The organism is Streptosporangium sandarakinum, assembly GCF_050942225.1.
GTDB lineage: Bacteria > Actinomycetota > Actinomycetes > Streptosporangiales > Streptosporangiaceae > Streptosporangium > Streptosporangium nondiastaticum.
On sequence record NZ_CP192034.1, the window covers coordinates 2950527 to 2974480 of the forward strand.

At 74.0% G+C, this 23954-nt stretch carries 23 protein-coding genes; 19 read left to right on the forward strand and 4 right to left on the reverse strand.

Annotated elements, in window-relative coordinates; genetic code table 11:
• Positions 1-13 precede the first annotated feature (13 nt).
• From ACQP10_RS13625 to ACQP10_RS13665, 9 genes are all read left to right on the forward strand, one after another.
• Complete coding sequence (locus ACQP10_RS13625; protein ID WP_433541469.1) at positions 14-973, forward strand: hypothetical protein; 960 nt, start codon at positions 14-16, stop codon at positions 971-973.
• Positions 974-1185: 212 nt separating this feature from the next.
• Complete coding sequence (locus tag ACQP10_RS13630; protein ID WP_433541470.1) at positions 1186-3669, forward strand: nitrate- and nitrite sensing domain-containing protein; 2484 nt, start codon at positions 1186-1188, stop codon at positions 3667-3669.
• 98 nt (positions 3670-3767) lie between these two features.
• A complete protein-coding gene (locus tag ACQP10_RS13635) occupies positions 3768-4190 on the forward strand; it encodes a roadblock/LC7 domain-containing protein (protein WP_189248461.1) in 423 nt (140 codons plus the stop codon).
• The gene (locus ACQP10_RS13640) at positions 4190-4576 is read left to right on the forward strand and encodes a DUF742 domain-containing protein (protein ID WP_179818189.1); all 387 of its coding nucleotides are present in this window, start codon (positions 4190-4192) and stop codon (positions 4574-4576) included. The genes ACQP10_RS13635 and ACQP10_RS13640 overlap by 1 nt, the downstream gene beginning before the upstream one ends.
• On the forward strand, positions 4557-5162 hold the full coding sequence (locus ACQP10_RS13645) for a GTP-binding protein (protein ID WP_179818188.1): 606 nt from the start codon (positions 4557-4559) through the stop codon (positions 5160-5162). The genes ACQP10_RS13640 and ACQP10_RS13645 overlap by 20 nt, the downstream gene beginning before the upstream one ends.
• A 195-nt stretch (positions 5163-5357) precedes the next feature.
• Positions 5358-7385, forward strand: coding sequence for a CehA/McbA family metallohydrolase (locus tag ACQP10_RS13650; protein WP_346020113.1), 2028 nt, complete (start codon positions 5358-5360; stop codon positions 7383-7385).
• Positions 7386-7621: 236 nt separating this feature from the next.
• Positions 7622-8041 carry a hypothetical protein gene (locus ACQP10_RS13655; protein ID WP_346020923.1) on the forward strand — a complete coding sequence of 140 codons (420 nt, stop codon included), beginning with the start codon at positions 7622-7624 and terminating at the stop codon, positions 8039-8041.
• A gap of 104 nt (positions 8042-8145) precedes the next feature.
• Positions 8146-8688 (forward strand): phosphatase PAP2 family protein, encoded by a 543-nt coding sequence (locus ACQP10_RS13660; protein ID WP_346020112.1) that lies wholly within the window; start codon positions 8146-8148, stop codon positions 8686-8688.
• A 127-nt stretch (positions 8689-8815) separates the two neighbouring features.
• Positions 8816-9769, forward strand: coding sequence for a hypothetical protein (locus ACQP10_RS13665; RefSeq protein WP_433541471.1), 954 nt, complete (start codon positions 8816-8818; stop codon positions 9767-9769).
• Positions 9770-9827: 58 nt separating this feature from the next.
• Here the strand turns inward: ACQP10_RS13665 and ACQP10_RS13670 are convergent, their stop codons facing one another.
• Complete coding sequence (locus ACQP10_RS13670; RefSeq protein WP_346020110.1) at positions 9828-10100, reverse strand: zf-TFIIB domain-containing protein; 273 nt, start codon at positions 10098-10100, stop codon at positions 9828-9830.
• A gap of 46 nt (positions 10101-10146) precedes the next feature.
• Positions 10147-11187 carry an aminoglycoside phosphotransferase family protein gene (locus ACQP10_RS13675; RefSeq protein WP_433541472.1) on the reverse strand — a complete coding sequence of 347 codons (1041 nt, stop codon included), beginning with the start codon at positions 11185-11187 and terminating at the stop codon, positions 10147-10149.
• 293 nt (positions 11188-11480) lie between these two features.
• On the opposite strand from ACQP10_RS13675, the gene ACQP10_RS13680 reads away from it, so the two are divergent.
• Entirely contained in the window at positions 11481-12290 is an 810-nt protein-coding gene (locus ACQP10_RS13680; protein ID WP_246423893.1) for an HAD-IIA family hydrolase, read from the forward strand.
• Between the two features lie 55 nt (positions 12291-12345).
• Positions 12346-12984: a hypothetical protein gene (locus ACQP10_RS13685; RefSeq protein WP_346020108.1), complete on the forward strand. Its 639-nt coding sequence runs from the start codon at positions 12346-12348 to the stop codon at positions 12982-12984.
• A 97-nt stretch (positions 12985-13081) separates the two neighbouring features.
• Here the strand turns inward: ACQP10_RS13685 and arfB are convergent, their stop codons facing one another.
• Complete coding sequence (arfB, locus tag ACQP10_RS13690) at positions 13082-13504, reverse strand: alternative ribosome rescue aminoacyl-tRNA hydrolase ArfB (RefSeq protein WP_189248450.1); 423 nt, start codon at positions 13502-13504, stop codon at positions 13082-13084.
• 304 nt (positions 13505-13808) lie between these two features.
• Between arfB and ACQP10_RS13695 the strand changes: the two genes are divergently transcribed.
• The 4 genes from ACQP10_RS13695 to ACQP10_RS13710 all read left to right on the forward strand — a co-directional run bounded on the left by ACQP10_RS13695 (position 13809) and on the right by ACQP10_RS13710 (position 17576).
• On the forward strand, positions 13809-14657 hold the full coding sequence (locus ACQP10_RS13695) for a hypothetical protein (protein ID WP_389994729.1): 849 nt from the start codon (positions 13809-13811) through the stop codon (positions 14655-14657).
• A gap of 287 nt (positions 14658-14944) precedes the next feature.
• Entirely contained in the window at positions 14945-15316 is a 372-nt protein-coding gene (locus ACQP10_RS13700) for a hypothetical protein (protein ID WP_433541473.1), read from the forward strand.
• 264 nt (positions 15317-15580) lie between these two features.
• Positions 15581-16810, forward strand: coding sequence for a cytochrome P450 (locus ACQP10_RS13705; RefSeq protein WP_346020105.1), 1230 nt, complete (start codon positions 15581-15583; stop codon positions 16808-16810).
• Positions 16811-17003: 193 nt separating this feature from the next.
• On the forward strand, positions 17004-17576 hold the full coding sequence (locus ACQP10_RS13710) for a putative glycolipid-binding domain-containing protein (protein WP_346020104.1): 573 nt from the start codon (positions 17004-17006) through the stop codon (positions 17574-17576).
• On the opposite strand, the gene ACQP10_RS13715 is transcribed toward ACQP10_RS13710, so the two are convergent.
• On the reverse strand, positions 17536-18969 hold the full coding sequence (locus ACQP10_RS13715) for an MFS transporter (protein ID WP_389994736.1): 1434 nt from the start codon (positions 18967-18969) through the stop codon (positions 17536-17538). The genes ACQP10_RS13710 and ACQP10_RS13715 overlap by 41 nt on opposite strands.
• Before the next feature lie 290 nt (positions 18970-19259).
• On the opposite strand from ACQP10_RS13715, the gene ACQP10_RS13720 reads away from it, so the two are divergent.
• The 4 genes from ACQP10_RS13720 (at position 19260) to ACQP10_RS13735 (ending at position 23893) form a co-directional block, all read left to right on the forward strand.
• A complete protein-coding gene (locus tag ACQP10_RS13720; RefSeq protein WP_433541474.1) occupies positions 19260-20213 on the forward strand; it encodes an STM4015 family protein in 954 nt (317 codons plus the stop codon).
• Positions 20214-20289: 76 nt separating this feature from the next.
• Positions 20290-21666, forward strand: a complete 1377-nt coding sequence (locus tag ACQP10_RS13725) for an STM4014 family protein (protein WP_433541475.1) — start codon at positions 20290-20292, stop codon at positions 21664-21666.
• Positions 21667-21716: 50 nt separating this feature from the next.
• Positions 21717-22520, forward strand: coding sequence for an STM4013/SEN3800 family hydrolase (locus tag ACQP10_RS13730; protein ID WP_346020101.1), 804 nt, complete (start codon positions 21717-21719; stop codon positions 22518-22520).
• Positions 22514-23893, forward strand: a complete 1380-nt coding sequence (locus ACQP10_RS13735; protein ID WP_433541476.1) for an STM4012 family radical SAM protein — start codon at positions 22514-22516, stop codon at positions 23891-23893. Before ACQP10_RS13730 ends, ACQP10_RS13735 begins: the two co-directional genes overlap by 7 nt.
• Positions 23894-23954: the final 61 nt, after the last annotated feature.

The window sequence follows — 23954 nt, forward strand, 5'->3', positions numbered from 1 at the left end:
TGGCCGCGGCCCCGTGGCACGCCGGGCCGGAGGGGACGCCTCCGCGGGCGGCTCCGGGGACGGCGCGCGCCCGCCCGGCGCGGCGGCCCCGGTGCGGCGGTACCTGGAGGAGGTGGTGTCGGTCTCCGGCGGGCCTGTGCCGTGCGCCCTCCCCATCACCGTGTTCGAGCGCGGCTGGACGCTGAGCTGGCTGCTGCGCGCCGGCCTCCCCGTGGAGGCGCCGCCGGAGCTGGCGGCGAGCCTGCGCGAGGGGCTGGGACCGGACGGGGTCGCCACCGGGCCGGGGCTGCCGGCCGACGCCGACACCACCTCCGTGGCGCTGTACGCCCTGGCGCTGCTCGGCGAGCCGCGCGAGCCGGAGGGGCTGTGGCCGTTCGAGCTGGAGACCCACTTCTGCACCTGGCGCGGCGAGGAGGGGATGTCCCCGACGACCAACGCGCACGTGCTCGACGCCTTCGGCGAGTACGTGCGCCGCCGCGGCGGCGAGCCCCGGCACGCGGCCGTCGTCGCCAAGCTCGCCTCCTGGCTGCGCGGCCGGCAGGACGGCGAGGGGAAGTGGACGGACCGCTGGCACGTCTCGCCGTACTACGCCACGGCCTGCTGCGCGATCGCCCTGACCGAGTTCGGCGGCCCGGAGTCGCGGGAGGCGGTCGGCCGGGCCGCGGAGTGGGTGCTCGACACCCAGCGCCCGGACGGCTCCTGGGGCCGCTGGGAGGGCACCGCCGAGGAGACCGCCTACGCGCTGCAGACCCTGCTGCTGACCGGCGCCGCCCGCGGCCGGGAGCGGAACGCGATCCGGCGGGAGCGGGACGCGGTACGGCGCGGCCGCGAGGCGCTGCTGGCCGCTCGGGACCACCGTCCGCCGCCGCTGTGGGTCGACAAGGATCTCTACCTGCCGGCGGCCATCGTCCAGGCGGCCGTCCTGGGGGCCCTTCACCTCTCCGGGAGGGAGATGGGCGCCATGCCGGAGTGAGCATCGGAAAAACCACTAGTGAACCCCCCGAAAAGGACAGATAGGCATTATTGCTCACGCCTCGCCTTGAGGGTATTTGGGGATATTGCTAGGGTTTGCCGGGTGCATTGGGGATGTACCACTTATCCCTGCAAGGCGGCGACGGTGACTCATATGTGCTGACCGGTCCGCGATGAAATGGCCATTTCTCTGCTTTTTCCGGGGTTGATGCTATGCGCGTGCGTGACCCACGCCTGCGGACCAAGGTGACGGCGCTGCTGGTGTCACTTGTCGCGCTCTGGGCGTTCACCGCGTGGGTGACCGTCCGTGACGGCCTCAACATGCTGGGCGTGGCCACGCTCAGCACCGAGGTCGCCGACCCCGGCGAACAGCTCATCGTCGCCCTGCAGGCCGAGCGCCGCCTCACCGCCGTCACGCTCGGCAGGCCCGGCGGGCCGCGCCAGCGGCAGCAGGTGCTGGCCACCCAGCGCGGGCGCACCGACAAGGCCACCGCGAACTTCCGCACGCTCACCGCCGGCCGCGCCGTGGAACTGCTGGGCGGCGACGCGCTCGGCAGGCACCTCGACGAGACCCGCCGGCTGCTCGACGACCTGGCCGCCGCGCGCGCGGCGATCGACAACGGGCAGATGGACCGCGCCCGCGCGGCCGCCATGTTCACCGGCATCGTCGACGCCGTCTTCCGCGTCTACGACTCCATGGCGACGCTGGACGACGAGGAGATCGCCGGGGACACCCGGGCGCTGATCAGGATGAACCGGGCCCGTGACCTCCTGGCCCAGGAGGACGCCCTGGTGGCGGGCGCCCTGACGGCGGGGCGGCTCACCGGCGCCGAGCGCGTCCAGCTCACCCAGCTCGTCGGCAACCGGCAGCTTCTGATCAACCAGTCGATGGACGAGCTGCCCGACTCCGACCGGGACGCCCACCGGCGGCTGTCGGAAGGACAGCAGTTCACCCGACTGCGTTCCCTGGAGACCCTGCTGATCGGCAACGACCAGGCGGTGCCCTCCGGGCTGGTCGACGCCCAGCAGTGGAGCGCGGTCGCCCAGCCGGCGCACTCCCGGCTGGCCGAGGTCGTGCTCGCCTCCGGCGCCGGCGTGGTCGAGCGGTCCGGGCCGGTCGCCACCGGCGTCATCGTCCGGCTGGCGCTGGCCGGCGGACTCGGCCTGATCGCCGTCATCTCCTCGATCGTGCTGGCCATCACCACCGCCCGCGCCCTGGTCCGGCAGTTGGAGAAGCTGCGCGACGCGGCCCGGGAACTCGCCGACGAGCGGCTGCCGTCGGTGGTCGAGCGGATCGGCCACGGCCAGGACGTCGACGTCGCCGCCGAGGCCCCCGAGCTGGAGTTCGGCAGCGACCAGATCGGCCAGGTCGGCCAGGCGTTCAACGCCGTGCAGCGCACCGCCATCAAGGTCGCCGCCGAGCAGGCCCAGCTCCGCCGCGACATCGCCGACATCCTGCGCAACCTCGCCCGCCGCACCCAGTCGCTCGTCCACCGCCAGCTCAGCGTGCTGGACGTCATGGAACGGCGGGAGAACGACCCGCAGGAGCTGCGGGACCTGTTCCGGCTCGACCACCTGGCGACCCGCATGCGGCGCTACGCCGAGAACCTCCTGGTGCTGGCCGGCGCCTCGCCCGGCCGCGCCTGGCGCGACTCGGTCCCGATGATCGACGTGGTCCGCGGCGCGCTGGCCGAGATCGAGGACTACACCCGGGTGGACGTGCTGCCCCTGGGAGACGCCAGCCTGGAGGGACGCGCGGTCGGCGACGTCATCCACCTGGTGGCCGAGCTCGTCGAGAACGCCGCGTCCTTCTCCCCGCCCTACACGACCGTTCAGGTCAGCGGGGGCGTCGTGGCCCACGGCTACGCCCTGGAGATCGAGGACCGGGGCCTGGGCATGAGCCCGGAGGACATCGCCGCCGCCAACGAGCGGATCGCCAACCCCCCCGAGCTGAAGCTCGCCGGCAACGCCCGCCTGGGACTGTACGTGGTCAGCAGGCTGGCCGAGCGGCACGAGATCCGGGTGGCGTTCAAGATCTCGCCGTACGGCGGCACGACGGTCGTCGTCCTCATCCCCCAGGAACTGGTGAGCGAGGGCGAGGACGGCGAGGACGGCGGCCGGGACAGGTCCGGGGACGCCGGGATCCCCGCCGGCGTCACGATGGAGAACTCCGTACGGGTCCCCGAGGCGGTCTTCTCCGCCGCCCCGCGGACGGGACTCCCCGCGGAGCCGTCCCCGGCGGCGGCCGTCTCCTCCGCACCGGGCTCCGCCTTCCGGGAGAGCCGGACCCGGGAGTCCGCGCGCCGGGCCGCCGAGGTCGCCCGTACCGTCCCGGTCACCGGCGAACGCGACGGGGACGGCGGGGACGGCGAACCGGTGGCGGCACGCCGTACGGCCGCCGACACGCCCGCGGCGCCGCCGGTCCTGCCGCCGCCCGACACCAGCCACACGCCCGGCGGCCTGCCGCGCCGCGTCCCGCAGACCAACCTCGCGGCCCCCCTCCAGGAGGAGCGCCCCTGGCCCGCCGAGCCCCAGGAGACGGCCGAACCCGGCGACGGCGAACCCTCGCCGGACGCGATCCGCGCGGCCATGGCCTCCTTCCAGGCCGGCACGCGCCGGGGCCGGTCCGAGGCCGCGCAACTGATCTCCGACGAGAGCGACCCGGCGGACGGCCCGTTCCGGGAACAAGACCGATGACGATTCCGTGACGACTCCGATCCGCGCCGGCGTCGGGGGCCGCCGCGGCGGGCGATCTAAGGCCCTTTCAGCAGAATTAAGCAGAAAGAGGACAACGAGTGGTGCAGGGAACAGGATCTTTCACCGACCTGGCCTGGTTGCTGGACGACCTGGTCGCGAGGGTGGAGGAGGCCGAGCACGGCATCGTCTTCTCCACCGACGGCCTGTTGCTGGCCGCCTCACGGGGGTTCGACCGGGCCGACGCCGAGCACCTGGCCGCGGTGGGGTCGGCGATCCAGAGCCTGGGCCGGGGGGTCAGCGACCGCGTCGAGGGCGGCGCGGTGCGCCAGACCATCATCGAGATGCGGTCGGCGTACCTGATCGTGACCGCGGCCGGGCAGGGAGCCTGCCTGGCGGTGCTCTGCGCCCACCAGGCCGACGTCGGCCTGGTGGCCTACGAGATGGCCATGCTCGTGACCCGGGTCGGCCAGTACCTCACCTCACCGGCGCGATCGGACCTCGCCGGGAACGACGGCCCGTGATGCCCGCCTCCGACGAGCATCCCGACACGCAGTGGGTGGGGGAGGCGGCCGGAGCGATCGTCCGGCCCTACGTCCTCACCCGCGGCAGAACCGAGCCCACCCGAGGCCGGTTCGACCTGATCACCCTGGCGGTGGCCGTGGGCCCCGCCCACGCGGGGACGGGCGGTCTCGATCCGGAGTGCCAGGCCATCGTGCGCTTCTGCCGCCGGCCGCAGTCGGTGGCGGAGATCGCCGCGCACATCAACCTCCCGGCGGGCACGGTCCGCGTCCTGCTCAGCGACCTGCTCGACCAGGGGCTCATCGCCACGCAAGAACCTCACTCGGAGACGGACATGCACGACGAGAAGCTCTACAAGGCGGTGCTGGATGGACTCCGTGCGCTCTGATCGCGACGCGGGGCGCGTCACGCTGCCCAAGGCGATCAAGATCCTGGTCGCCGGCGGCTTCGGAGCCGGCAAGACGACCCTGGTCGGGTCGGTGTCGGAGATCGAGCCGCTGCGCACCGAGGAGACCCTGACCCACCAGGGCATCGGGATCGACGACCTGTCGGGCGTGGAGGGCAAGAAGACCACCACGGTCGCGATGGACTTCGGCCGCATCACCATCGGCGACGACTACCGGCTGTACCTGTTCGGCACGCCCGGCCAGGAGCGGTTCTGGTTCCTGTGGGACGAGCTGGCCCTCGGCGCGCTGGGCGCGGTCGTGCTCGCCGACACCCGCAGGCTGGCCGACTGCTTCCCCTCCCTCGACTACTTCGAGCGGCGCGAGACGCCCTTCATCGTCGCGGTCAACTGCTTCGACGGCGCCCGCCGCTACGACCTCGACGAGGTACGGCTCGGCCTGACCCTCCACGAGGACATCCCGATCGTGATGTGCGACGCCCGCCGCCGCGAGTCCGGCAAGGAGGTCCTGATCACGCTGGTGGAGCACGCGATGCGGATGCGCCTGGGCCCGGCGCCGAGCAGCCGCTGAGCCGGGTTCCCGGCGGCCTCCGGCGTCCGCTCCGGGAGGGCCGCCGGAACCGGGGAAAGATCGGCCATGGTGGGTTGGCTTTTCTACTACTAAGTAGTGATAAATCATCCCGATGGGCGTGACGGGTCCATAGCGGTCCGTGTCCAGGTGCCACGATGACGGCGATCGTCAGGCGCCTCGTCACGGGGAGGAACCATGTGTCACGACCCGCTCCTGCCGCCCGCCGTCGCCCGGGCCGCCGAGGAGTACCGCCGGCTGCTGGCCGAGCACGGCGTCACCTGGGGCGAGAACCCCATCTTCTACGTCAAGTCCATGGCGACCGACGCCTACCTCATGGGCACCGACACCTTCTGGGACGTCTGCCACGCCATGGTCGCCGCCCGCCACCCGGACCTGTCCCCCCAGGAGCGGCGCACCCGCCTGGTCGGGCTCGACATGGACGAGATCGTGCGCAACGTCCTGGACGGACGGGTCCGTGACAACCTCGCCGCGCTCCGCCTCACCCCCGGCGGCCACACCCTGGAGGCGCTCCCGCAGGCCGTACTGGACGACCGGCCGCTGCGCACGACCCTGCTGCTCGACTCCGCCCGCGACGAGAAGACCACCGTCACGGTGGACGGCGAGACCCACGAGATCGCCCCGCGCGGCGCCCGGCTGGTCGGGATCACCAGTGCGAGCGAGGTCGTCGCCGACGGCCGCCGCGTGGACCTCTCGGCGCTGACCCGCCCGGCCGCCGCCGCCCGCCTGCGGCTGCGCGCCGGGTTCCCCTGCCGGTGGAGCGTCCACGGTGAGCACGAGCAGGGCTGGTACCCCGAGGGCGTCCCCGCCCGCCGCGACTACCACGTGCTGCCCTACTTCCACGGCGACGACGTCGTGCTGGACGTCCCCGCCGAACCGCTGACCGTGCGGGTGACCCGGGGCATGGAGTACGGCGCCGCCCAGGTGGAGGTCACCCCGGCGGCCGGCGAGGAGACCCTGGTCGAGCTGACCCCGGAGCGCCTCTACGACGCCGCGGCGCGCGGCTGGTACGGCGGCGACATGCACGTCCACCTCAACTGGGCCGGCGACACCGTCGGCCTGCCCGAGCACGCCGCCGCCATCCAGCACGGCGAGGACCTGCACGTGCTCAACCTGGTCGCCGGGAACGTCTCCTCCCCGCGCGTCTACGACGCCGAGGCGCTGGAGCACTGGGCGGGGCGGGACCTGCCGTGGTCGGACGCCACCCACCTGGCCAGGCTCGGCGTCGAGTACCGCAACGACCTGCTCGGCCACCTGTACGCCTTCGGCGTCTCGGCCCCGCCCTCGCGGTTCCACACCGGCTTCGCCGGCGCCGCCGACTGGCCGCCCAACGCCGCCGGCTGCGAAGAACTCCGCGGTCTCGGCGCGCTCCTCGGCTACAGCCACCCCTTCCACGCCGCGGCCACCGACACCGACGGCCCCGAGGTGGGCCTGGCATCGGGCCGCAACTGCACGGCGCGGGAGATCGTCGCCGACGCCGCGCTCGGCCTGGTCGACAGCCTCGACGTGCTCAGCCAGACCACGATCACCGGGCCCGCCGCGATCTACCGGCGGCTGATCGGCGCGGGCAACCGGCTCGCGGTCACCGCGGGCACCGACGCGATGATCTCCTTCGCCCGGCGGGGCAACCAGTCCAACCCGCCGGGCTGGGCCCGCGTCTACGCCCGGGTGGACGGGCCGCTCACCGCCGCCTCGTTCGCCGAGGCCGTACGGCGGGGCCGCACCTTCGGCACCACCGGCCCCTGGCTGGAGCTGTCGGCCGGCGGCCGGGGGCCCGGCGAAACCCTGGACCTCTCGCCCGGCGACCGGGTCCCGATCGTCGTGCGCTCGATCGGCCCCGAGGTGGAGCGGCTGGAGATCCGCACCGCCGACGGCGTCCTGGCGGAGGGGCCGCCCGGCGAGCTGACCGCGGAGCTGGTCGCCGGCGACCCCACCTACGTCGTCGCGGTGGCCGTCGGCGGCCCGCACGAGCGGTCACTGACCGGTGAGGGCGTCCACGCCCACACCAGCCCGGTCTACCTCGACGTGGCCGGCCGCCACGTGGCCAGGCCCGAGGACGTCCGCTGGTGCCTGGACTGGCTGGACGGACTGGAGGCGATGGTCCGCGACCTCGGGGTCTTCGACCGTCCCGGGCAGCTCGACGACCACCTGGCCCTCTACGAGCGCGCCCGGCGCGTCTACCGCTCCCGCCTCGCCGGCGCCTGACCGCCTCGCCGGCGGTTCCGGGCCCCGGCCTCCCGATCTCACCCCGGCCCCGCCTCGGCCGCCCCGGCCCCGCCTCGGCCGCCCCGGCCCCGCCTCGGCCGCTCCGGCCCCGCTCCGGCCCCGCTCCGGCTCCGCTCCGGCGCCGTCCGCCGGAGCGGGGCCCCGGACGCCGCCGGGCCGTACGGCGGTGCCCTACGGGGCGGCGTCCGTGCGGGCTCGCTACGCTGAGCCGGGTGATGTACCGAACGGGGCTGGTCGCCCTGCTGCTGGTGGCGCTGGCCGGGGGCTGTGGCTCCGGAAGCGCCGTCAAGGACGTCGGCACGGTCTTCCACGGGAGCGTCGGCAGGACCGTGGACGTCCGGGTCACCCCGGGCGCGCGGTTCGCGCTGGCGGTGGACGACGACGAGCGGGCCGGCGACGACTGGGAGATGGGCGACCTGCCCGACGTCGTGGTGGCCTCCTTCATCAGCGAGGAACCCAGCCCCGCCTCCGGCGCCGCGGGCCCGGCCCGCTACTTCATCTTCAACGCCAAGCACCCCGGCACGACCACCGTCACGATCTCCAACTGCCGCCGCTGCCAGAACGGCCGGACGCCCCCGGACGACGCGAGCAGACGCGCCTCGGGCGACGCCGTCTTCCGGATCACCGTCGGCTGACGGCCGTCCGGGAGACGGACGCGTGGAAAAGGCGGCCGTGTGGGAAGACGGTGAGACGGCCGGCCGCGCGGGAAGGCGAGAGGCCGTACGGGAAGGTGGTGCGCATGCGGGTGAGGTCATGGCTGAGCAGGCTGGACCGGAGGCTCTTCGCCGCGGTGGCGGGGGCGCACCTGCCCGGCCTGGAGCGTTTCGTGCCCGCGCTGTCCCGCGCCGCCGACAACTCGCTGCTGTGGGCCGGGCTGGCCGGGGCGCTGGTGGCCACCGGCCGCCGGCCGCTGCGCCGCGCCGCGACGCGCGGCCTGCTCGCCATCAGCCTGGCCAGCCCGCTGGTGAACCTGGTGGGTAAGCAGATCTTCGGCCGCACCCGCCCCTCGGCCGAGGGGCTGCCGCTGGAGCGGCTGATCCGCAGGCCGGTGTCGGCCTCGTTCCCGTCCGGCCACTCCGCCTCCGCCGCCGCGTTCGCCACGGCCGTGGCGCTGGAGGCGCCCCCGGCGGTCGCGGTCCCGATCGGCGCGCTGGCCGCGGGGGTCTGCTTCTCCCGCGTCTACACCGGCGTCCACTACCCGGGCGACGTGCTCGCCGGGGCGGCCACCGGCATGGCGGCGGGACTGACCATCCGGCGGCTGCTGCCGGGCGCCCATGAATAGCGCATTTTTCGCTTTGAAGGAAAATTCATCTTGCTGAGCGCTATTTATCTGCATTGGTAGATATAGCGGTGGTGGGCTGGGGATCCGCCATTGACGTGCGATGATCTATCAGGCGATAGTGGGACAGGTGACCACCCCCCGGCTGCTTTCCTGTGTCGTGATCACCGCCCTGACCCTGTGCGCCTGCACGGCAGGCGACCGCGAGCCCGCCGCAGACCGGCCCGCGACCGGCGCGGGGGCCGACGGGACGACCTCCTCCTCCGGCACGCCGGCCCCCGCCGCCCTGACCGCCGAGGAGTACCGGAGCGAACTGGAGAAGGCGCGTGGCCCGGTGCGCGACGCGCTGCGGAAACTCGCCGCGACCGACGGGCCGAAGAGCCTCGACGGACGGCTGGAGCGGACCTCGACCACGGTGAACGACGCGGTGACCCGGCTGGCGGAGCTGACGCCGCCCACCGAGGTCAGGACCGCGCACGACGCCTATCTGACGGCGCTGCGCCGGTTCGCCGCCGCCTTCGACACCGCGCGCCAGGAGGCGCAGAACCAGGAGATCTGCACCGGCCCGGCCGTGCTGACCAGGATGGAGCGCGAGGACGAGCTGACCGCGGTGCGCGAGGCCGCGCGCTCGCTGAGCGGATACCCGGCCGACGTCGTGCCGGTCAAGGCGGCCGCGCAGCGCACCCGCCGCCTGCCCAACGGCCGCTACGTCCGCTCCGAGAGCCGCACCGGGCGCGGCTACCTGGAGCTGCGCAACGGCAACCGCCAGGACGCCGTCGTCGTCCTGGTGCGGGGGAAGAAGAAGGTCGTCACCGTCTACGTGCGCAAGAAGTCGAAGTTCAAGGTCCGCGGCGTGCGGGACGGCAGTTACAAGGTCTACTACACCCTCGGCGACGACTGGGACTCCAGGGCCCGGACCTTCACCCGGTCGTGCGCCTTCGAGCGGTTCGAGAAGGCGCTGCGGTTCCGGACGACCTACACCGCCACCCAGATCAGCTGGAAGAACTGGACCCTCACCCTGAACCCCGTCGTCGGGGGCAACGCCCGCTCCCGGCGGGTCAAGCCGGGCGACTTCCCGACCTGATGGCTCGCCCGCCCCGGGCGGGCGAGCCGCGCCCGCCCGGGGCGGGCGCGGCGACCGGTCAGGTCGAGAAGAGCATGCCCACCCAGCTGCGCTGGCGGTGGTGGCCGTAGTGACCGTGGTGCGGCGCGCCCCAGCCCGGGGCGCCGTGCGCCGGCGGGGGAGGCGGCGGCGGCGCGGAGTGGTGCTGCTGGGACCACTGGCTCTCGATGCGGGTGAGGGTCTCCAGCTCGCCGTAGTCAAGGAAGATCCCTCGACAGCTCTCGCACTGGTCGATGTGGACGCCGTTGCGCTCGTAGGTGCGCATCAGGCCCCGGCACTTCGGGCACTGCATGTGGCCGATCTCCTTGTTGTTCGCGTTTCCTTGAAGTACCCATAACCTACTGCGCGGGTGCGCCGTGGCAGGCGTTTCTGGCCCGGGCAATCTTCTCGCACGTGTCGAGGAGGGCGTGCTCGACCTCGTCCAGCGGCCGGCCGGCCCGCTCGGCCTTGTCGATCGAGGCCGCCGCCAGCTGCACGGTCATCGCCTGGGCGGGCAGGTCGAGCCGCGGCCACGGGTCGTCGCCCTCGGCTCCGGCGGCGCGCCCGCCGGCCGCCCGGTAGGCGGCGAGGAAGCCGTGCCAGACGGACGGCTCCAGCAGCCCGGCCGCGAACCACGCCGCGGGCCGCGCCAGGTCCCAGGCCGGGTCGCCGGTGCCCAGGTCGTCGATGTCGATGAGGGTCCACTCGCCCCCGACGCTGACGAGCTGGCCCATGTGCCAGTCGCCGTGGGCGAGCGAGCCCGCGGCGGCGGACGCGCCGGGCTCGTCCGGGTGGCCGGGGACGCCGGAAGAGCCGGGAGCGCCGGTGGAGTCGAGAGGGACGCGAGGGCCGGGCAGCCGCGCGCCGGGAGCGGGGAACACGCCGGGAAGGTCGCCGGGGGAGGCGGGGGAGCCGGGCAGGGGCAGACAGGCCAGGGTGCGGCGCACCAGGTCCGCGGCGGGGGAGCGGCCCTCCAGCCGGGCGACCGTCGCCGCGACCCGGGCCGGGCCGCCCGCCGGGGGCAGCGGGGGCAGTGCCCGCGCCGGTACGGCGTGCAGCCGGGCCAGCAGCCGTGCCGCCGCCGTCCACGGGGCCGCGTCCGGGTCGCCCGGGTCCACCGGGGTGCCCGCGGGCCACACGGTGACGAGCCTGCCGCGCACGACGGCGACCTCCTCGGTCACCGGCCCGAGCACGATCCCGCGCAGCGCCGGGTGCGCCGCGGCCCGCACCCGCAGCTCCAGCGGCTCCCTCCGGGCGCCGGGGCCGTGCGCCTTGACCACGATGGACCCGGCCCGGACGATCACCACGTCCGGCCGGGTCGGGACGACCTCGGCGGGGCCGTCGCCGTGCCGCTCGGCCAGCCGCCGGAGGTCGTCGATGAGATCGTCGCTGTCGCTCACCCGCCAAGTGAACCACCCGTCACCGGTCCCGCCGTACCGCTGGATCGGCGCGAGCGGGGGGCGCCTCGGCGGCATCGACCAAAAAATCTACAACGTAAAGGAGGCGGTTCGGGAAGCCGGACGTCGACCCGGTGGAGCCGACGCGCCGCGCCGAGGCGACGCCGGAGGCCCTCGCGCCCTGACCTCCGGGCCTTCCGGCCTTTCATGTCCTGGCCCCCGTGTCCTGACCTCCCGCGCGCCGCCCGCACCCCTCCTGCCATCCTTGTCCCGTTGGACTGTTTGATCCCGATGCCATGGAAGATGGGGGAACGGTGGAGATGCGCAAGCCGATCGAGTGCTGGCTGTCGGACATGGACGGGGTGCTCGTCCACGAGGGGCACCCCGTGCCCGGCGCCGACGAGTTCATCCGGCGCCTGCGCGAGTCCGGCAAGCGGTTCATGGTCCTGACCAACAATTCCATCTACACGCAGCGGGACCTGGCCGTACGGCTGCGCGCGGCGGGGCTGGACATCCCGCCGGAGGCGATCTGGACGTCGGCGCTCGCCACCGCCCAGTTCCTCACCCTGCAGCGCCCCGGCGGCTCCGCCTACGTGATAGGGGAGGCCGGGCTGACCACCGCGCTGCACGAGGCGGGGTACGTGCTGACCGACATCGACCCCGACTACGTGGTGCTCGGCGAGACCCGCACCTACAGCTTCACGCAGATCACCCGGGCAATCCGGCTGATCGAGGGCGGCGCCCGGTTCATCGCCACCAACCCCGACCCGGTGGGCCCGTCCAATGAGGGGTCGCTGCCGGCCACCGGCGCGGTCGCGGCGATGATCACCAAGGCGACGGGCGTCTCGCCGTACTTCATCGGCAAGCCCAACCCGATGATGATGCGCAGCGCGCTGCGGGCCATCGACGGGCACAGCGAGAGCACCGCGATGATCGGCGACCGGATGGACACCGACATCGTCTCGGGCATGGAGGCGGGGCTGCACACGATCCTGGTGCTCACCGGCGTCATGGGCGGTGACCAGGTGGACCGCTACCCGTTCCGCCCGTCCCAGGTGGTCAACTCGGTGGCGGACCTGGTCGACATGATCGATTCGGGGGTCTGACGGGCCGGCCGTACCTGACGGGTGCTGTCACGTTCCGGTGGCACGCTGGGGCGGTATGACGGATGTTTATCTGGAGATCGGCCCGAAGAAGGTCTTCGCCTGCGCGATCGGGTGGCCCGGCTGGTGCCGCATCGGCCGGTCGGAGGAGTCGGCGCTGGAGGCGCTGGCGGACTACGCGCCGCGCTACCGGCCGGTCGCCGAGCGCGCCGGGCTGGTGTTCGAGCCGGGTGACCCGGTGGTCGTGGAGCGGGCCCGGGGTGGCACGACGACCGACTTCGGGGCGATCGAGGCGATTCCGGAGCTGGACGGCAAGCCGGTGGAGGCGGCCGAGGCGGCGCGGGCCGCCGCGCTGGTCCGGGCGGCGTGGGAGCTGTTCGACGAGGCGGCCGCGGCCTCCCCGGAGGAGCTGCGCAAGGGCCCGCGGGGCGGTGGCCGGGACCGCGACAAGATGGTGGCCCACGTGATCGAGGCCGAGCGCTCCTACGCGCGGAAGATCGGGGTACGGCACCGGCCGTTCCGCGACGCGGCGGGCCTGGCGGCGCTGCGGACGGACATCGCCGCGGTGCTGGCCGAGCCGTCCCAGGGCGGGCCCGTGGTGCCGGGCGGCTGGCCGGCCCGCTACGCCGCCCGCCGGATCGCCTGGCACGTCCTGGACCACCTGTGGGAGATGGAGGACCGCCGGCCCGCCCCGTGAGCGGGTCGTGCGCCGGCGGCCGGGCGGGGGCGTGTCCTCCGGGTGCTCATCGGGCTCCGGGGCCGTCCCCCGGCCGGGCGGTGGATCCTGTCCCGGCTCAGGGGCCGTCGCGGCGCAGGCGCTTGAGCTCCGAGCGCCGCTTCTTGTCGGCGATGCGGCGTTCGACGGCGCCCCGGCTGGGCTTGGTGGGGCGGCGCTTCCTGGCCGGCGGGGCGATCGCCTCGCGCAGGAGCTGGGCCAGGCGCATCCCGGCGGCCTCCCGGTTGCGCAGCTGGGAGCGGAACTCCGAGGCGGTGACGGTGATGACGCCGTTCACCAGGCGGGGGCCGAGGCGGGAGAGGGCCCGGTCCTTGAGGGCCGGGGGGAAGGCGTCGGTGGCGGCGAGGTCGAAGCCGAGCTCGACCCGGCTGTCGGTGGTGTTGACCCCCTGGCCGCCCGGACCCGAGGAGCGGGAGAAGCGCCAGCGGAGCTCGGTCTCGGGCACGATGACCGAGCCGCTGATCTGAAGCGGACCGGGCATGGCGACTGGCTCCTCGTCATCGGTGCGGATTGCGGCGGGGGTCTCCCCGGAGAAGGGTTCCAGGATAACCAGCGGTCAAACCCGTCGATCAAGCGATTTATGGCATGTACGGCCCCGGCCGGCGGGAGACGCTCTTGTGGCGCGCCCCGGCTTCCGCCACAGTGACATGCGGCCCGGTTGATCACCGGGCGCCGGCGGTGCGGGGCTCCCCGGGCGGGACGCGGGCGGGACGCGGACGGCCGCCGGCGCCGGTGCCCGGGCGACCGGGGGCGGGCGCGGATCGGCCGAGCGAGGGACGGGGTACGTGGAGAAGATCGTCGGTGTGCACGGGATAGGCAAGTACCACTACTACCGCGACGCCGGGGGCTCCGTCGCGGGGGCCGCCACCGTGATGCGCGGCAAGTGGGACCGTTACCTGCACGCCGGGCTGACCGGCGGCCGGCCGTACGGCGGGGAGCGCTACCTCACCGAGATCGCCTACTACGCCCACCTGCTGGGCGGGCACGGGAACGAGGCGCCGCGGGCGGTGGAGCGCATGGACGCCGGGGCGCAGGAGGTCTTCGTCGCCTGGGCCAGGCAGCTCGACGCGGTGGGGGAGGGGCTGACCGGGGCGCTGAACCGGATGACCCGCTGGCTGCTGGAGCGCATGCGGGCCGACGCGGCCGGTTTCGCCGGGTTCTTCTGCCCGGAGGTCGCCGCCTACCTCGCCGCGGACGGCGGGGTGCGGGCGAAGGTGCGGTCGGCGGTGGCCGAGGTGATCAGGCGCAACCGGCCGAAGGCGGTGATCGCGCACTCGCTCGGCAGCGTGGTGGCCTACGAGACGCTGTGGTCCGACCCCGGTCTGGAGGTGGAGCTGCTGATCACCCTCGGCAGCCCGCTCGGCATGCGCGACGTGATCTTCGAGCGGCTGCTGCCCGCGCCGGTCAACGGCTGGGGCGCCCGGCCGCCGGGGGTCCGTCGCTGGGTCAACATCGCCGACAAGGACGACATCGCGGCGATCCCTCCGAGCCTGCGCGCCTGCTTCACCGGGGTGGACCAGGAGGCCCTGGTGAACCTGGACCGGTTCGACTTCCACACCGTGGAGAAGTATCTCGGCTGCGGCGCGCTCAACGCCCACCTCGCGCCGTACCTCGGCGTCCCGGCGCCCGCCTGACACCGCGCCCCGCCGTACGGCCGCGGGCGGACGGCCCCGGGTGGACGGCCGCGTCGAATTCGTTCCGGACAACCCGGGGAATCCCGATGGTTTTGATGGATGATGCGGCTTATGAGCTACCTCCCCAAGAGGCTCGCCGCCGCGGCTCTCGCCGCGGCGGCGGGCGGCACCCTTCTCGTCCCCGCCTCGCCGGCCGCCGCGGCGGCGGCGCCCCCGCGGCGGCCCGGGCCGTCACCGCCGCGGCCGCCCGGACCGCCGCCGCTCCCCCGAGGAACTTCCGCTACGACGTGTACTTCCCCAAGTACACCCACCGGGGCGGTTACCTCACCTACACCGTCAAGGTCCGCAACAAGAGCGCCAAGGGACAGCACTACATGGCGCTCACCGGCGACTTCTCCCGCGCCTTCCGCGCGGTCAAGGTGATCGGCAAGCCGCGCAGCGTCAAGTGCTCCACCAGGGGACGCTCCGTACGGTGCCTGGTCACCTCGCTCGACAAGGGGGACTCGACGACCGTCAAGATCCGGGGCTGGGTGGTCCGCCGCCGCGGCACCGCCGTGGCGAAGTTCGGCGCGGCCGTCACCTCCGACCGGCACGTCTCGCTCGGCGCGCTCGCCAAGACGGTCCGCAGCCGCGTCACCGCGAAGTCGAAGGTCCGGTGAGGGCGTAGCCGAGGAGCGCGTCCCCGGCGGCGACGGCCAGGGTCGCCGCCGCCGGACGGACGCTGCCCCGGTGCCGGGACGGCCCGCCGAGCCCGCCGGGGACGCGGAGACGAACGGTCCGTGAGGATCCGGGCATCCGGTTCACAAGGAGATGAAATCCCCGCGGCCGGCGCGGGTACGGGTTGCGCTATATCACAGTCCGGTAAGGTAAAGACCTGGTCAGGGGCGATCGCCTTAGATAAAGGCCATGTCAGGATTGAGGTCATGCGCATCGACCTGGCTGATCTCGACTTCTGGCGTCGCCCGCCCAAGGAACGTCACGAGGCGTTCGCCCGGTTGCGCGCCCTGGACCGGCCGGTGTTCTTCGCGGAGAAGCGCGTGCCGCTGCTCCGCTCCGGCAAGGGCTTCTACGCGCTGGTCCGGCACGCCGACGTGGTGGAGGCCAGCCGCAACGCCAGGGTGTTCTCCAGCGAGCCGGGCGTGACCAGCCCCGAACCACCCGGCTGGGTCAAGCACGTGTTCGGCGAGTCCATGGTCAACATGGACGACCCCCGGCACGCCCGGCTGCGCCGCATCGTCTCACGCGCGTTCAGCCCCAAGATGCTCGCCGGGCTGCAGGGCGACATCGAGGCCGCGTGCGCCCGGATCGTCGACGACGTGCTGGCCGAGGGGCCGCGCGACTTCGTCAGCCAGGTCGCCGCCCGGCTGCCCATCCACGTCATCTGCGACATGATGGGCATTCCCGACGATATGCGGGCCGCGGTGCACCGGCAGGTGGACATCTCCACCGCCTACAGCGGGATACGGCCCAGCCTGCCGCACACCGTGCGGATGGCCGCGCAGAACACCGTCGCGCTCCTCGCCCTGCAGCGCCTGGTGATCCGGCTCGGCCGGGAACGCGCCAGGGAGCCGCGCGGCGACCTGATCTCGGCGCTGGTCACCGCCAACGTGGACGGGGAGAGGCTCACCGACCGCGAGCTGGGGTCGTTCTTCGCGCTGCTGCTCGTCGCGGGCAACGAGACGGCCCGCAACACCATGGCGCACGGCATGAAGCTGCTCACCGACCATCCCGGCCAGCGCAGCGCGCTGCTGGAGGACTTCGAGGGGCGCATCGGCGGGACGATCGAGGAGATGGTCCGCTACGTCTCGCCCATCATGCAGTTCCGCCGCACCGTCACCCAGGACTACGACCTGCGCGGCCTGCGCCTGAGGCGCGGGGACAAGGTCGTGCTCTTCTACGGCTCGGCCAACCGCGACGAGGCGGTCTTCCCCGACCCCGACCGGTTCGACATCACCCGCGACACCAAGCCGCACGTCGGGTTCGGCGGGCCGGGCCCGCACTTCTGCCTGGGGGCCAACCTCGCCCGCATGGAGATCCGGACGATGTTCCGCGAGCTGTTCACCCGGCTGCCGATGATCCGCACGGTCGGCGAGCCGGAACTGCTGGTGTCCAACTTCGACAACAGCGTCCGCCGGCAGGCGTTCACCTTCTGACCCGGCGACCCGGCGACCCGGCGACCCGGCGGGCCCGGACCGGTTCGGGCGCGGGCCACGGGACGCGGGGAGGTCACCCCCGCGGCCCCGCAGCCCCGCGTCCCCGTGGTTCCGGGGGAGGCCACGGGGGTACGTCGGTGCCGTCGGCCGGTTTCCCCGGGGGTGGGACGCCGGACGGAGGGGGGAGCGAACGATGCGGGCACTCGTGTGGCTGAAGGACGAGGGCGCCGAGTACGCGGAGGTGGACCTCGCGTCCGAACTGGTGGCGGTCGGGGTGGCGATCGGCGCGGATCCGCTGCCCTACCGGCTGGAGTACACCCTGCGGACCTTCCCCGGTTACCTGACCGAGACGCTGTCGGTACGGGCCCACGGCGCGGGCTGGCACCGGGCGCTCGACCTGCGCCGCTCCGAGCACGGCACCTGGTCGTGCGAGACCAAGGAGGTGGGGCACCTGGCCGGGCCGTCTCCGGGCGGGAACGTCCAGGCCCTCAACGGCGCGCTCGACTGCGACCTGGGCCTGTCGCCGCTGACCAACACGATGCCGGTGCTGCGTCACGGCCTCAACGAGTGCGAGGGACGGATGGACCTCGTCATGGCCCTGGTCGAGGTGCCCCACCTGCGGGTGCTGCGTCACGCCCAGCGCTACACCCACCTGGAACCCGGTCTGGTGCGCTACGAGAGCGAGGGCTTCACCGCGGACCTGTCCCTGGACACCGACGGGATCGTCACCGACTATCCGGGCCTGGCCCGGCTGGTGCGCCGCTGAGCGGTGCGCCGTCCTCTCCGGCCAGGACGTTGCGGCGGATGGTCCAGAAGGCGGCCACCGCGGCGGCGGCCATCATCACCGCGCCGACCAGCATCGTCACGCGGAACCCGGCGGTGAAGGCCGTGGGGTCCCGCAGGGCGTCGCCGGTCAGGCCCACCAGGGGCGGGATCGCGGCGACCGCCAGCAGCCCGCCGGTCCTGGCCAGGGCGTTGTTGACGCCGCTGGCCACGCCCGCGTAGCGGTCGGCGGCGCTGGCCAGCACGGTGGCGGTGAGCGGAGCCACCGCCGCCGACAGGCCCAGGCCGAACAGCGACACCGGCAGCAGCACGCCCGTCACGTAGGAGGAGCCTGGGCCGATCCACGACATCGGCACCAGCGCGGCGGCGCACAGCAGGATGCCGCCCGCCATCGGGACGCGCGGGCCGATCCGCCTGGCCAGCTCGCCCGCCGCCGGCGACAGCAGCAGCATCAGCACGGTGATCGGGATCATCGCCGATCCGGCGACCATCGGCGAGAAGCCGGCCGAGACCTGGAGCTGGACGACGAGCAGGAAGAACACCACGCCCATCGCGGCGTACATGACCAGCGTGACGGCGTTGACCGCGACGAAGACCGGCGAGGCGAACACCCCGATCGGCACGAGCGCGTCCGGTGAGCGCCTGACCTCCAGCCAGGCGAACACCGCGCCCAGCGCCGCGCCCGCCACGATCCAGGGCACCGACAGGCCGATCAGACCGTAGGTGATCCCGGCCAGCGCCAGCGCGGCCAGCGCCGCGCCGAGCACGTCGAACCGCCCGGTGGCTCCGGCGTCCCGGCTCTCGGGCACGTGCCGTACGGTCACCGCCACCACGAGCGCGGCCAGCGGCAGGTTGATCAGGAACACCCAGCGCCAACCGGCCGTCTCCACCAGCCAGCCGCCCAGCAGCGGCCCGACGGCCGCCGCGACCCCGCCCAGCCCCGACCAGGCGCCGATCGCGCGGGGCCGGTCCTCGGGGGCGAAGGACGACTGGATGATCGCCAGCGACCCGGGGGTCAGCAGGGCGCCGCCGACGCCCTGCAGCGCGCGGGCCGCGACCAGCGCCTCCACCCCGGGCGCCAGGCCGCACGCGGCCGAGGCGAGCGCGAACCACACCACGCCGACCAGGAAGACCCGGCGCCTGCCGTACCGGTCGCCCAGTGAGCCGCCCAGCAGGATCAGGCCGGCCAGGGTGAGGGTGTAGGCGTTGACGGTCCACTGCAGGCCCGCCATGTCGGCGTCCAGGTCGCGGCCGAGCGCGGGGAGCGCCACGTTCACGACCGTGCCGTCCAGTAGCGCGATGCCGGAGCCGAGCACGGTGGCGGTGAGCACCCACCGGCCGGCGGCCGAACGGAGCCGGAGATGACCGTTGTCCATGATTGTCACAATCACCGGGGTTCCGCGGTTGTTCCGGCTCGCCGCCGGTGTTTGCGGCTCGCCGCCCGCGCGGCCGGAAACGGGGACCCGTCGCCGGTCACCCGATGTCCCCGGAGGGGCGCCGCCGGTCACCGGACGCCTCCGGGGAGATCCCGCTTCCGGGCGGGGGAGGGTGTTCTGGACCCCCGCCGCCGGTCCCCTCCCGACGCCGGCGGGGGCCGCGATTCCTGGAGTGTCGGCGATCTCTGGTAGGACGTCTTCTGCCGCATTCCAGCTGACGGGAGCCCCCGATGGACCACACCGAGTTCACCGACCGCGTCGACGGTCTCTACGACGGCACTTACGCCGGCCTGCCGATCGCGGTCCCGGACTCCGGCGACCGGACGCCCGCCGCCGACCAGGCGGCGTGGCGGATCGCGGAGAGCGTTTACGACTCGGGTGAGGGCTACGAGCAGCGGTTCACCACCTTCCTGGAGAAGACGGACACCGCCGCGGTGAAGGCGCTCATCATCGGCGGCTGGGAGGAGGCCTACGACACGGGCAGCTCGCGGGTCGTCGAGCTGCTCGCCCGTAACGCCGACCGCCTCCCGGCCCTGCGTTCCCTGTTCCTCGGCGCGATGCCGTCGGAGGAGTGCGAGATCTCCTGGATCCAGCAGAGCGACGTCACCCCGCTGCTGGAGGCGTTCCCGCTGCTGGAGCGGCTGGAGGTGCGCGGGGGCACCGGGCTCACGCTGAGCCCGGTCCGCCACGGCAACCTCAGGGTGCTCCGGTTCGAGACGGGCGGGCTGCCCGCCCAGGTCGTGCGCGGCGTCGCGGCGTCCGACCTGCCCGCCCTGGAGTACCTGGAGCTGTGGCTGGGCGTCTCGGAGTACGGCGGAGACGCCACCGTGGCGGACCTGGCGCCGATCCTGTCCGGCGAGCGACTGCCCGCCCTGCGCCACCTGGGCCTGCAGGACAGTGAGATCCAGGACGAGATCGCCGCGGCGGTGGCGTCGGCGCCGGTGGTGGCCCGGCTCACGTCGCTGGCGCTGTCGATGGGCACGCTGACCGACGCCGGCGCCGAGGCCCTGCTGTCCGGCCAGCCGCTGACCCACCTCGCGCGCCTCGACCTGCACCACCACTACCTGAGCGACGAGATGACCGAGCGGGTCCGGGCGGCCTTCGCCGGCACCGGCGTCGAGGTCGACCTGTCGGAGCAGGAGGATCCCGACGACGACTGGCGTTACGTCGCGGTGGCCGAGTGACCGCTCCCGCCGCTCCCTCCCGGCTCCGACGCCGATCCCGGCTCCGATCCCGATCCCGACCTCGTAAGGACGCCAGGTGACCGAACACGGTGATCGCACGCCGGTCCGGACGGCCGTCGTCGGGACGCCCGGCGACCGCAGGGTGACCCTGTTCGCCGCAGCCTGCGCCCGGTACGGCCTGCCCGCGCCCGCGGTCGTCCCCTGGACCGGTGTGCTGCGGGACGAGGAGATCCGGTTCGAGCCGGGGACGCTCGTGCGGATCGAGTCGCCCGGCCAGGACGCCGAGGCCGACGCGTTGCTGCGCGGCCCCGGACGGCCGACCCGGGCCGGCGGGGGAGCCGCCTGGCACGCGGCCCTGACAGCCGGGCTGGACCGGATCCGCCGGGCCGTCGCCCGCACCCCGGGCGCGGTGCTGCTCGCCGACGTCGACGAGATCGCGGTGATGTTCGACAAACGGCGGTGCCACGCGAGGCTGGCGGCGGCCGGGGTGCCGGTGCCGCCCGCCCTGCCCGGGCCGGTCGGTGGCTACGCCGAACTGCGCGAGCGGATGGACCGGGCCGGCTGGCGGAGGGTGTTCGTCAAGCCCGCCCACGGCTCGTCGGCCTCCGGGGTCGTCGCCCTTCAGGTCGCCGGGTCCAGGATCAAGGCCGTGACCTCGGCGGAGCTGATCCGGGGCGGAGCGGCCGGGGCCGGGCCGTACGAGGGCGAGCGGGCCGGAAGCGGGCCGCACGGGGACGGGTGGGCCGGAGGCGGGCTACGCGAAGACGAGCGGGCCGCGGTGGAACTGCACAACTCGCTCCGGGTGCGTTCCTACGGGGACGAGGACGAGGTGGCGGCGATCATCGACCTGCTGGCCGCCGACGGTCTCCACGTGGAGCGGTGGTTCCCCAAGGCGGGCTTCGGCGGCCGGGTGATCGACCTGCGGGTGGTCACCGTCGGCGGCACGCCCACCCACGCGGTCGTCCGCGCCGCCCGCGCCCCCATGACGAACCTGCACCTCGGCGGCGTGCGCGGCGACCTCGGCGCGGTCCGGGCGCGGCTCGGCCCGCGGGGCTGGGAACGGGTCCTGGACGCCTGCGCGCGGGCCGCGGCGTGCTTTCCCGGCAGCCTGTGCGCCGGGGTGGACGTGATGGTGGGCGCCGACTGGCGCGGCGTCGCCGTGGCGGAGGTCAACGCCTTCGGTGACCTGCTGCCCGGCCTGACGGGCCTGCCGGGAGGCGTGGCCGAGGGGCTCGACACCTACGCGGCCCAGGTCCGGGCGGTCCTCGCCCGCCACGTGCCCGTCCACCCGCCCGCCGGCGCGCCGGCGGGCCACCCGTCCACCGGTCACCCTTCCGCGGGCCATCCGCCCGCGGGCCACTCGTCCATGGGCCATCCGTCCGCAGGTCACTCGCCCGCGGATCCCCCGTCCGCAGACCACGCGGCCGTTTCCCACGCGGCGGTGACGTGGTGAGCGGCGGGACGAGGGGCGGCCGGGGCGGCGCTCCGGGCGCGACCCGGGACATGAACGCGATCGTGGGCAGCCACGACCTGCTGCTGGTGACGCTCGACACGCTCCGCTACGACGTGGCCGACGAGCTGATCAGGGCGGGGAGGCTGCCCACCCTGGCCCGGGCGCTGCCCGGCGGACGATGGGAACGCCGGCACAGCCCCGGCAGCTTCACCTATGCCGCGCACGCCGCGATCCTGGCCGGTTTCCTGCCCACCCCGGCCGCACCGGGGCCGCATCCCCGGCTGTTCGCGGCGGCGTTCCCCGGCAGCGAGACGACGGCCGAGGGCACCTGGGTGTTCGACGCGGCGGACCTGCCCGGCGGGCTGGCCCGGGCCGGGTACCACACGGTCTGCGTGGGAGGGGTGGGCTTCTTCAACAAGCTCACCCCGCTCGGATCCGCGCTTCCGGGACTGTTCGCCGAGAGCCACTGGGAGCCGGCGTTCGGGGTGACCTCGCCGACCTCGTTCGAGGCGCAGATCGAGTGCGCCGAGCGGGCGGTGCGGGGCGCCCGGGGACCGGTGTTCCTGTTCGTCAACGTCTCGGCGCTGCACCAGCCGAACTGGTTCCACCTTCCGGGGGCGGCCCGCGAGCACGGCGACGACCTGCGCAGCCACGCCGCCGCGCTGGAGTACGTCGATCGGCACATCGGCAGGCTGTTCGCCCTGATGAGCGCCAGGCGGCCCGGCTTCGCGATCGTCTGTTCCGACCACGGCACCGCCTATGGCGACGACGGATACGTCGGGCACCGGATCGGCCACGAGGCCGTCTGGACCGTCCCCTACGGGGAGTTCACGATGAGACAGGGAGAATGGTGACGGCCACGAGCCCCTACCAGGGATACGTCTACGCCTACCCGCACAAGACGGCCTACCGGCCGCTGGACCCGCGCCCGCCGCTGCGGCGGGTGTGGGAGGGCGAGCCGATGGACAGCCTCTCCCTCTACCTGCACATCCCGTTCTGCGAGATGCGCTGCGGGTTCTGCAACCTGTTCACCCGGACCGGCGCGCCGGACGAGCTCGTCGCCGCCTACCTGGACGCCCTGGAGCGCCAGGCCGGCGCCGTACGGGAGGCCCTGGACGCCGCCCTGGACAGTGCTTCCGGCGGTGACCCCGGCGCCCCCGGCGGCGCCCCGGGCGGACCGGTGTTCGCGGTCGCGGCCGTCGGCGGCGGCACCCCCACCTACCTGAGCGCCGCCGAGCTCACCCGGCTGTTCGACCTGGCCGAGCGGACCATGGGCGTCGACCTGCGGACCGTGCCGCTGTCGGTGGAGACCTCACCGGCGACCGCGACCGCCGACCGCCTGGCGGTCCTGGCCGAGCGGGGCACCACCCGGATCTCGATCGGCGTGCAGAGCTTCGTCGACGCCGAGGCCCGCGCGGCGGTCCGGCCGCAGCGGCGCGCGGAGGTCGAGGCGGCGCTCGGCCGGATCAGGGAGGCCGGGTTCGAGACGCTCAACCTCGACCTCATCTACGGCATCGACGGGCAGGACGCCCGGTCGTGGCGTCACTCGCTGGACGCGGCGCTCGCCTGGAAACCCGAGGAGATCTACCTCTACCCGCTGTACGTCCGGCCGCTCACCGGTCTCGGCCGCCGCGCGCGCGACTGGGACGACCACCGGCTGGGCCTTTACCGGCGGGGACGCGACCACCTGCTCGCCGCGGGGTACGAGCAGGTGTCCATGCGGATGTTCCGGCTGCCGGACCCCGCCCGCACGGCGGCCCCCGCCCACACGACCGGCTACTGCTGCCAGAGCGACGGCATGGTCGGGCTCGGCTGCGGCGCCCGCTCCTACACCTCCACCCTGCACTACTCCCACGAGTACGCGGTCGGCACCCGCCAGGTGCGGGCCATCATCGACGACTACGTACGGCTGGCGCCCGGCGACTTCACCGCCGCCAACGTGGGGTTCCGTCTGGGGGACGACGAGCGCCGCCGCCGCCATCTCATCCAGTCGCTGCTCCAGGCCGAGGGACTCGACCCGGCCGCCTACCGGGCGCGTTTCGGCACCGAGGCGACGGCCGACTTCGGCGCCGAGTTCGACCGCCTCGCCGCCCGGGGGTGGCTGGAGACGGACGCCGCCGGGTGGCCGCGGCTCACCGCGGAAGGACTGGCGCACTCCGACGCGATCGGCCCGGCGCTGTTCTCCGGCGCGGTCCGGGAGCTGATGGCGGGATACGAGGCGCGGTGAACGAGCGAGAACGACCCCGCGAGCTGCCCGTCCTCACGGTGCACGACCGTGCCGCACACGA

What these genes read in the sequence shown, in the direction of transcription:
- ACQP10_RS13645 (WP_179818188.1), top strand. Translation starts at nt 4,557, where the DNA reads ATGGACTCCGTGCGCTCTGATCGCGACGCGGGGCGCGTCACGCTGCCC.
- ACQP10_RS13640 (WP_179818189.1), top strand. Translation starts at nt 4,190, where the DNA reads ATGCCCGCCTCCGACGAGCATCCCGACACGCAGTGGGTGGGGGAGGCG.
- ACQP10_RS13630 (WP_433541470.1), top strand. Translation starts at nt 1,186, where the DNA reads ATGCGCGTGCGTGACCCACGCCTGCGGACCAAGGTGACGGCGCTGCTG.
- ACQP10_RS13670 (WP_346020110.1), bottom strand. Translation starts at nt 10,100, where the DNA reads ATGCAGTGCCCGAAGTGCCGGGGCCTGATGCGCACCTACGAGCGCAAC.
- ACQP10_RS13730 (WP_346020101.1), top strand. Translation starts at nt 21,717, where the DNA reads ATGAACGCGATCGTGGGCAGCCACGACCTGCTGCTGGTGACGCTCGAC.
- ACQP10_RS13655 (WP_346020923.1), top strand. Translation starts at nt 7,622, where the DNA reads ATGTACCGAACGGGGCTGGTCGCCCTGCTGCTGGTGGCGCTGGCCGGG.
- ACQP10_RS13680 (WP_246423893.1), top strand. Translation starts at nt 11,481, where the DNA reads ATGGAAGATGGGGGAACGGTGGAGATGCGCAAGCCGATCGAGTGCTGG.
- ACQP10_RS13710 (WP_346020104.1), top strand. Translation starts at nt 17,004, where the DNA reads ATGCGGGCACTCGTGTGGCTGAAGGACGAGGGCGCCGAGTACGCGGAG.
- ACQP10_RS13720 (WP_433541474.1), top strand. Translation starts at nt 19,260, where the DNA reads ATGGACCACACCGAGTTCACCGACCGCGTCGACGGTCTCTACGACGGC.
- ACQP10_RS13685 (WP_346020108.1), top strand. Translation starts at nt 12,346, where the DNA reads ATGACGGATGTTTATCTGGAGATCGGCCCGAAGAAGGTCTTCGCCTGC.
- ACQP10_RS13660 (WP_346020112.1), top strand. Translation starts at nt 8,146, where the DNA reads ATGCGGGTGAGGTCATGGCTGAGCAGGCTGGACCGGAGGCTCTTCGCC.
- ACQP10_RS13735 (WP_433541476.1), top strand. Translation starts at nt 22,514, where the DNA reads ATGGTGACGGCCACGAGCCCCTACCAGGGATACGTCTACGCCTACCCG.
- ACQP10_RS13715 (WP_389994736.1), bottom strand. Translation starts at nt 18,969, where the DNA reads ATGGACAACGGTCATCTCCGGCTCCGTTCGGCCGCCGGCCGGTGGGTG.
- ACQP10_RS13705 (WP_346020105.1), top strand. Translation starts at nt 15,581, where the DNA reads ATGCGCATCGACCTGGCTGATCTCGACTTCTGGCGTCGCCCGCCCAAG.
- ACQP10_RS13650 (WP_346020113.1), top strand. Translation starts at nt 5,358, where the DNA reads ATGTGTCACGACCCGCTCCTGCCGCCCGCCGTCGCCCGGGCCGCCGAG.
- arfB (WP_189248450.1), bottom strand. Translation starts at nt 13,504, where the DNA reads ATGCCCGGTCCGCTTCAGATCAGCGGCTCGGTCATCGTGCCCGAGACC.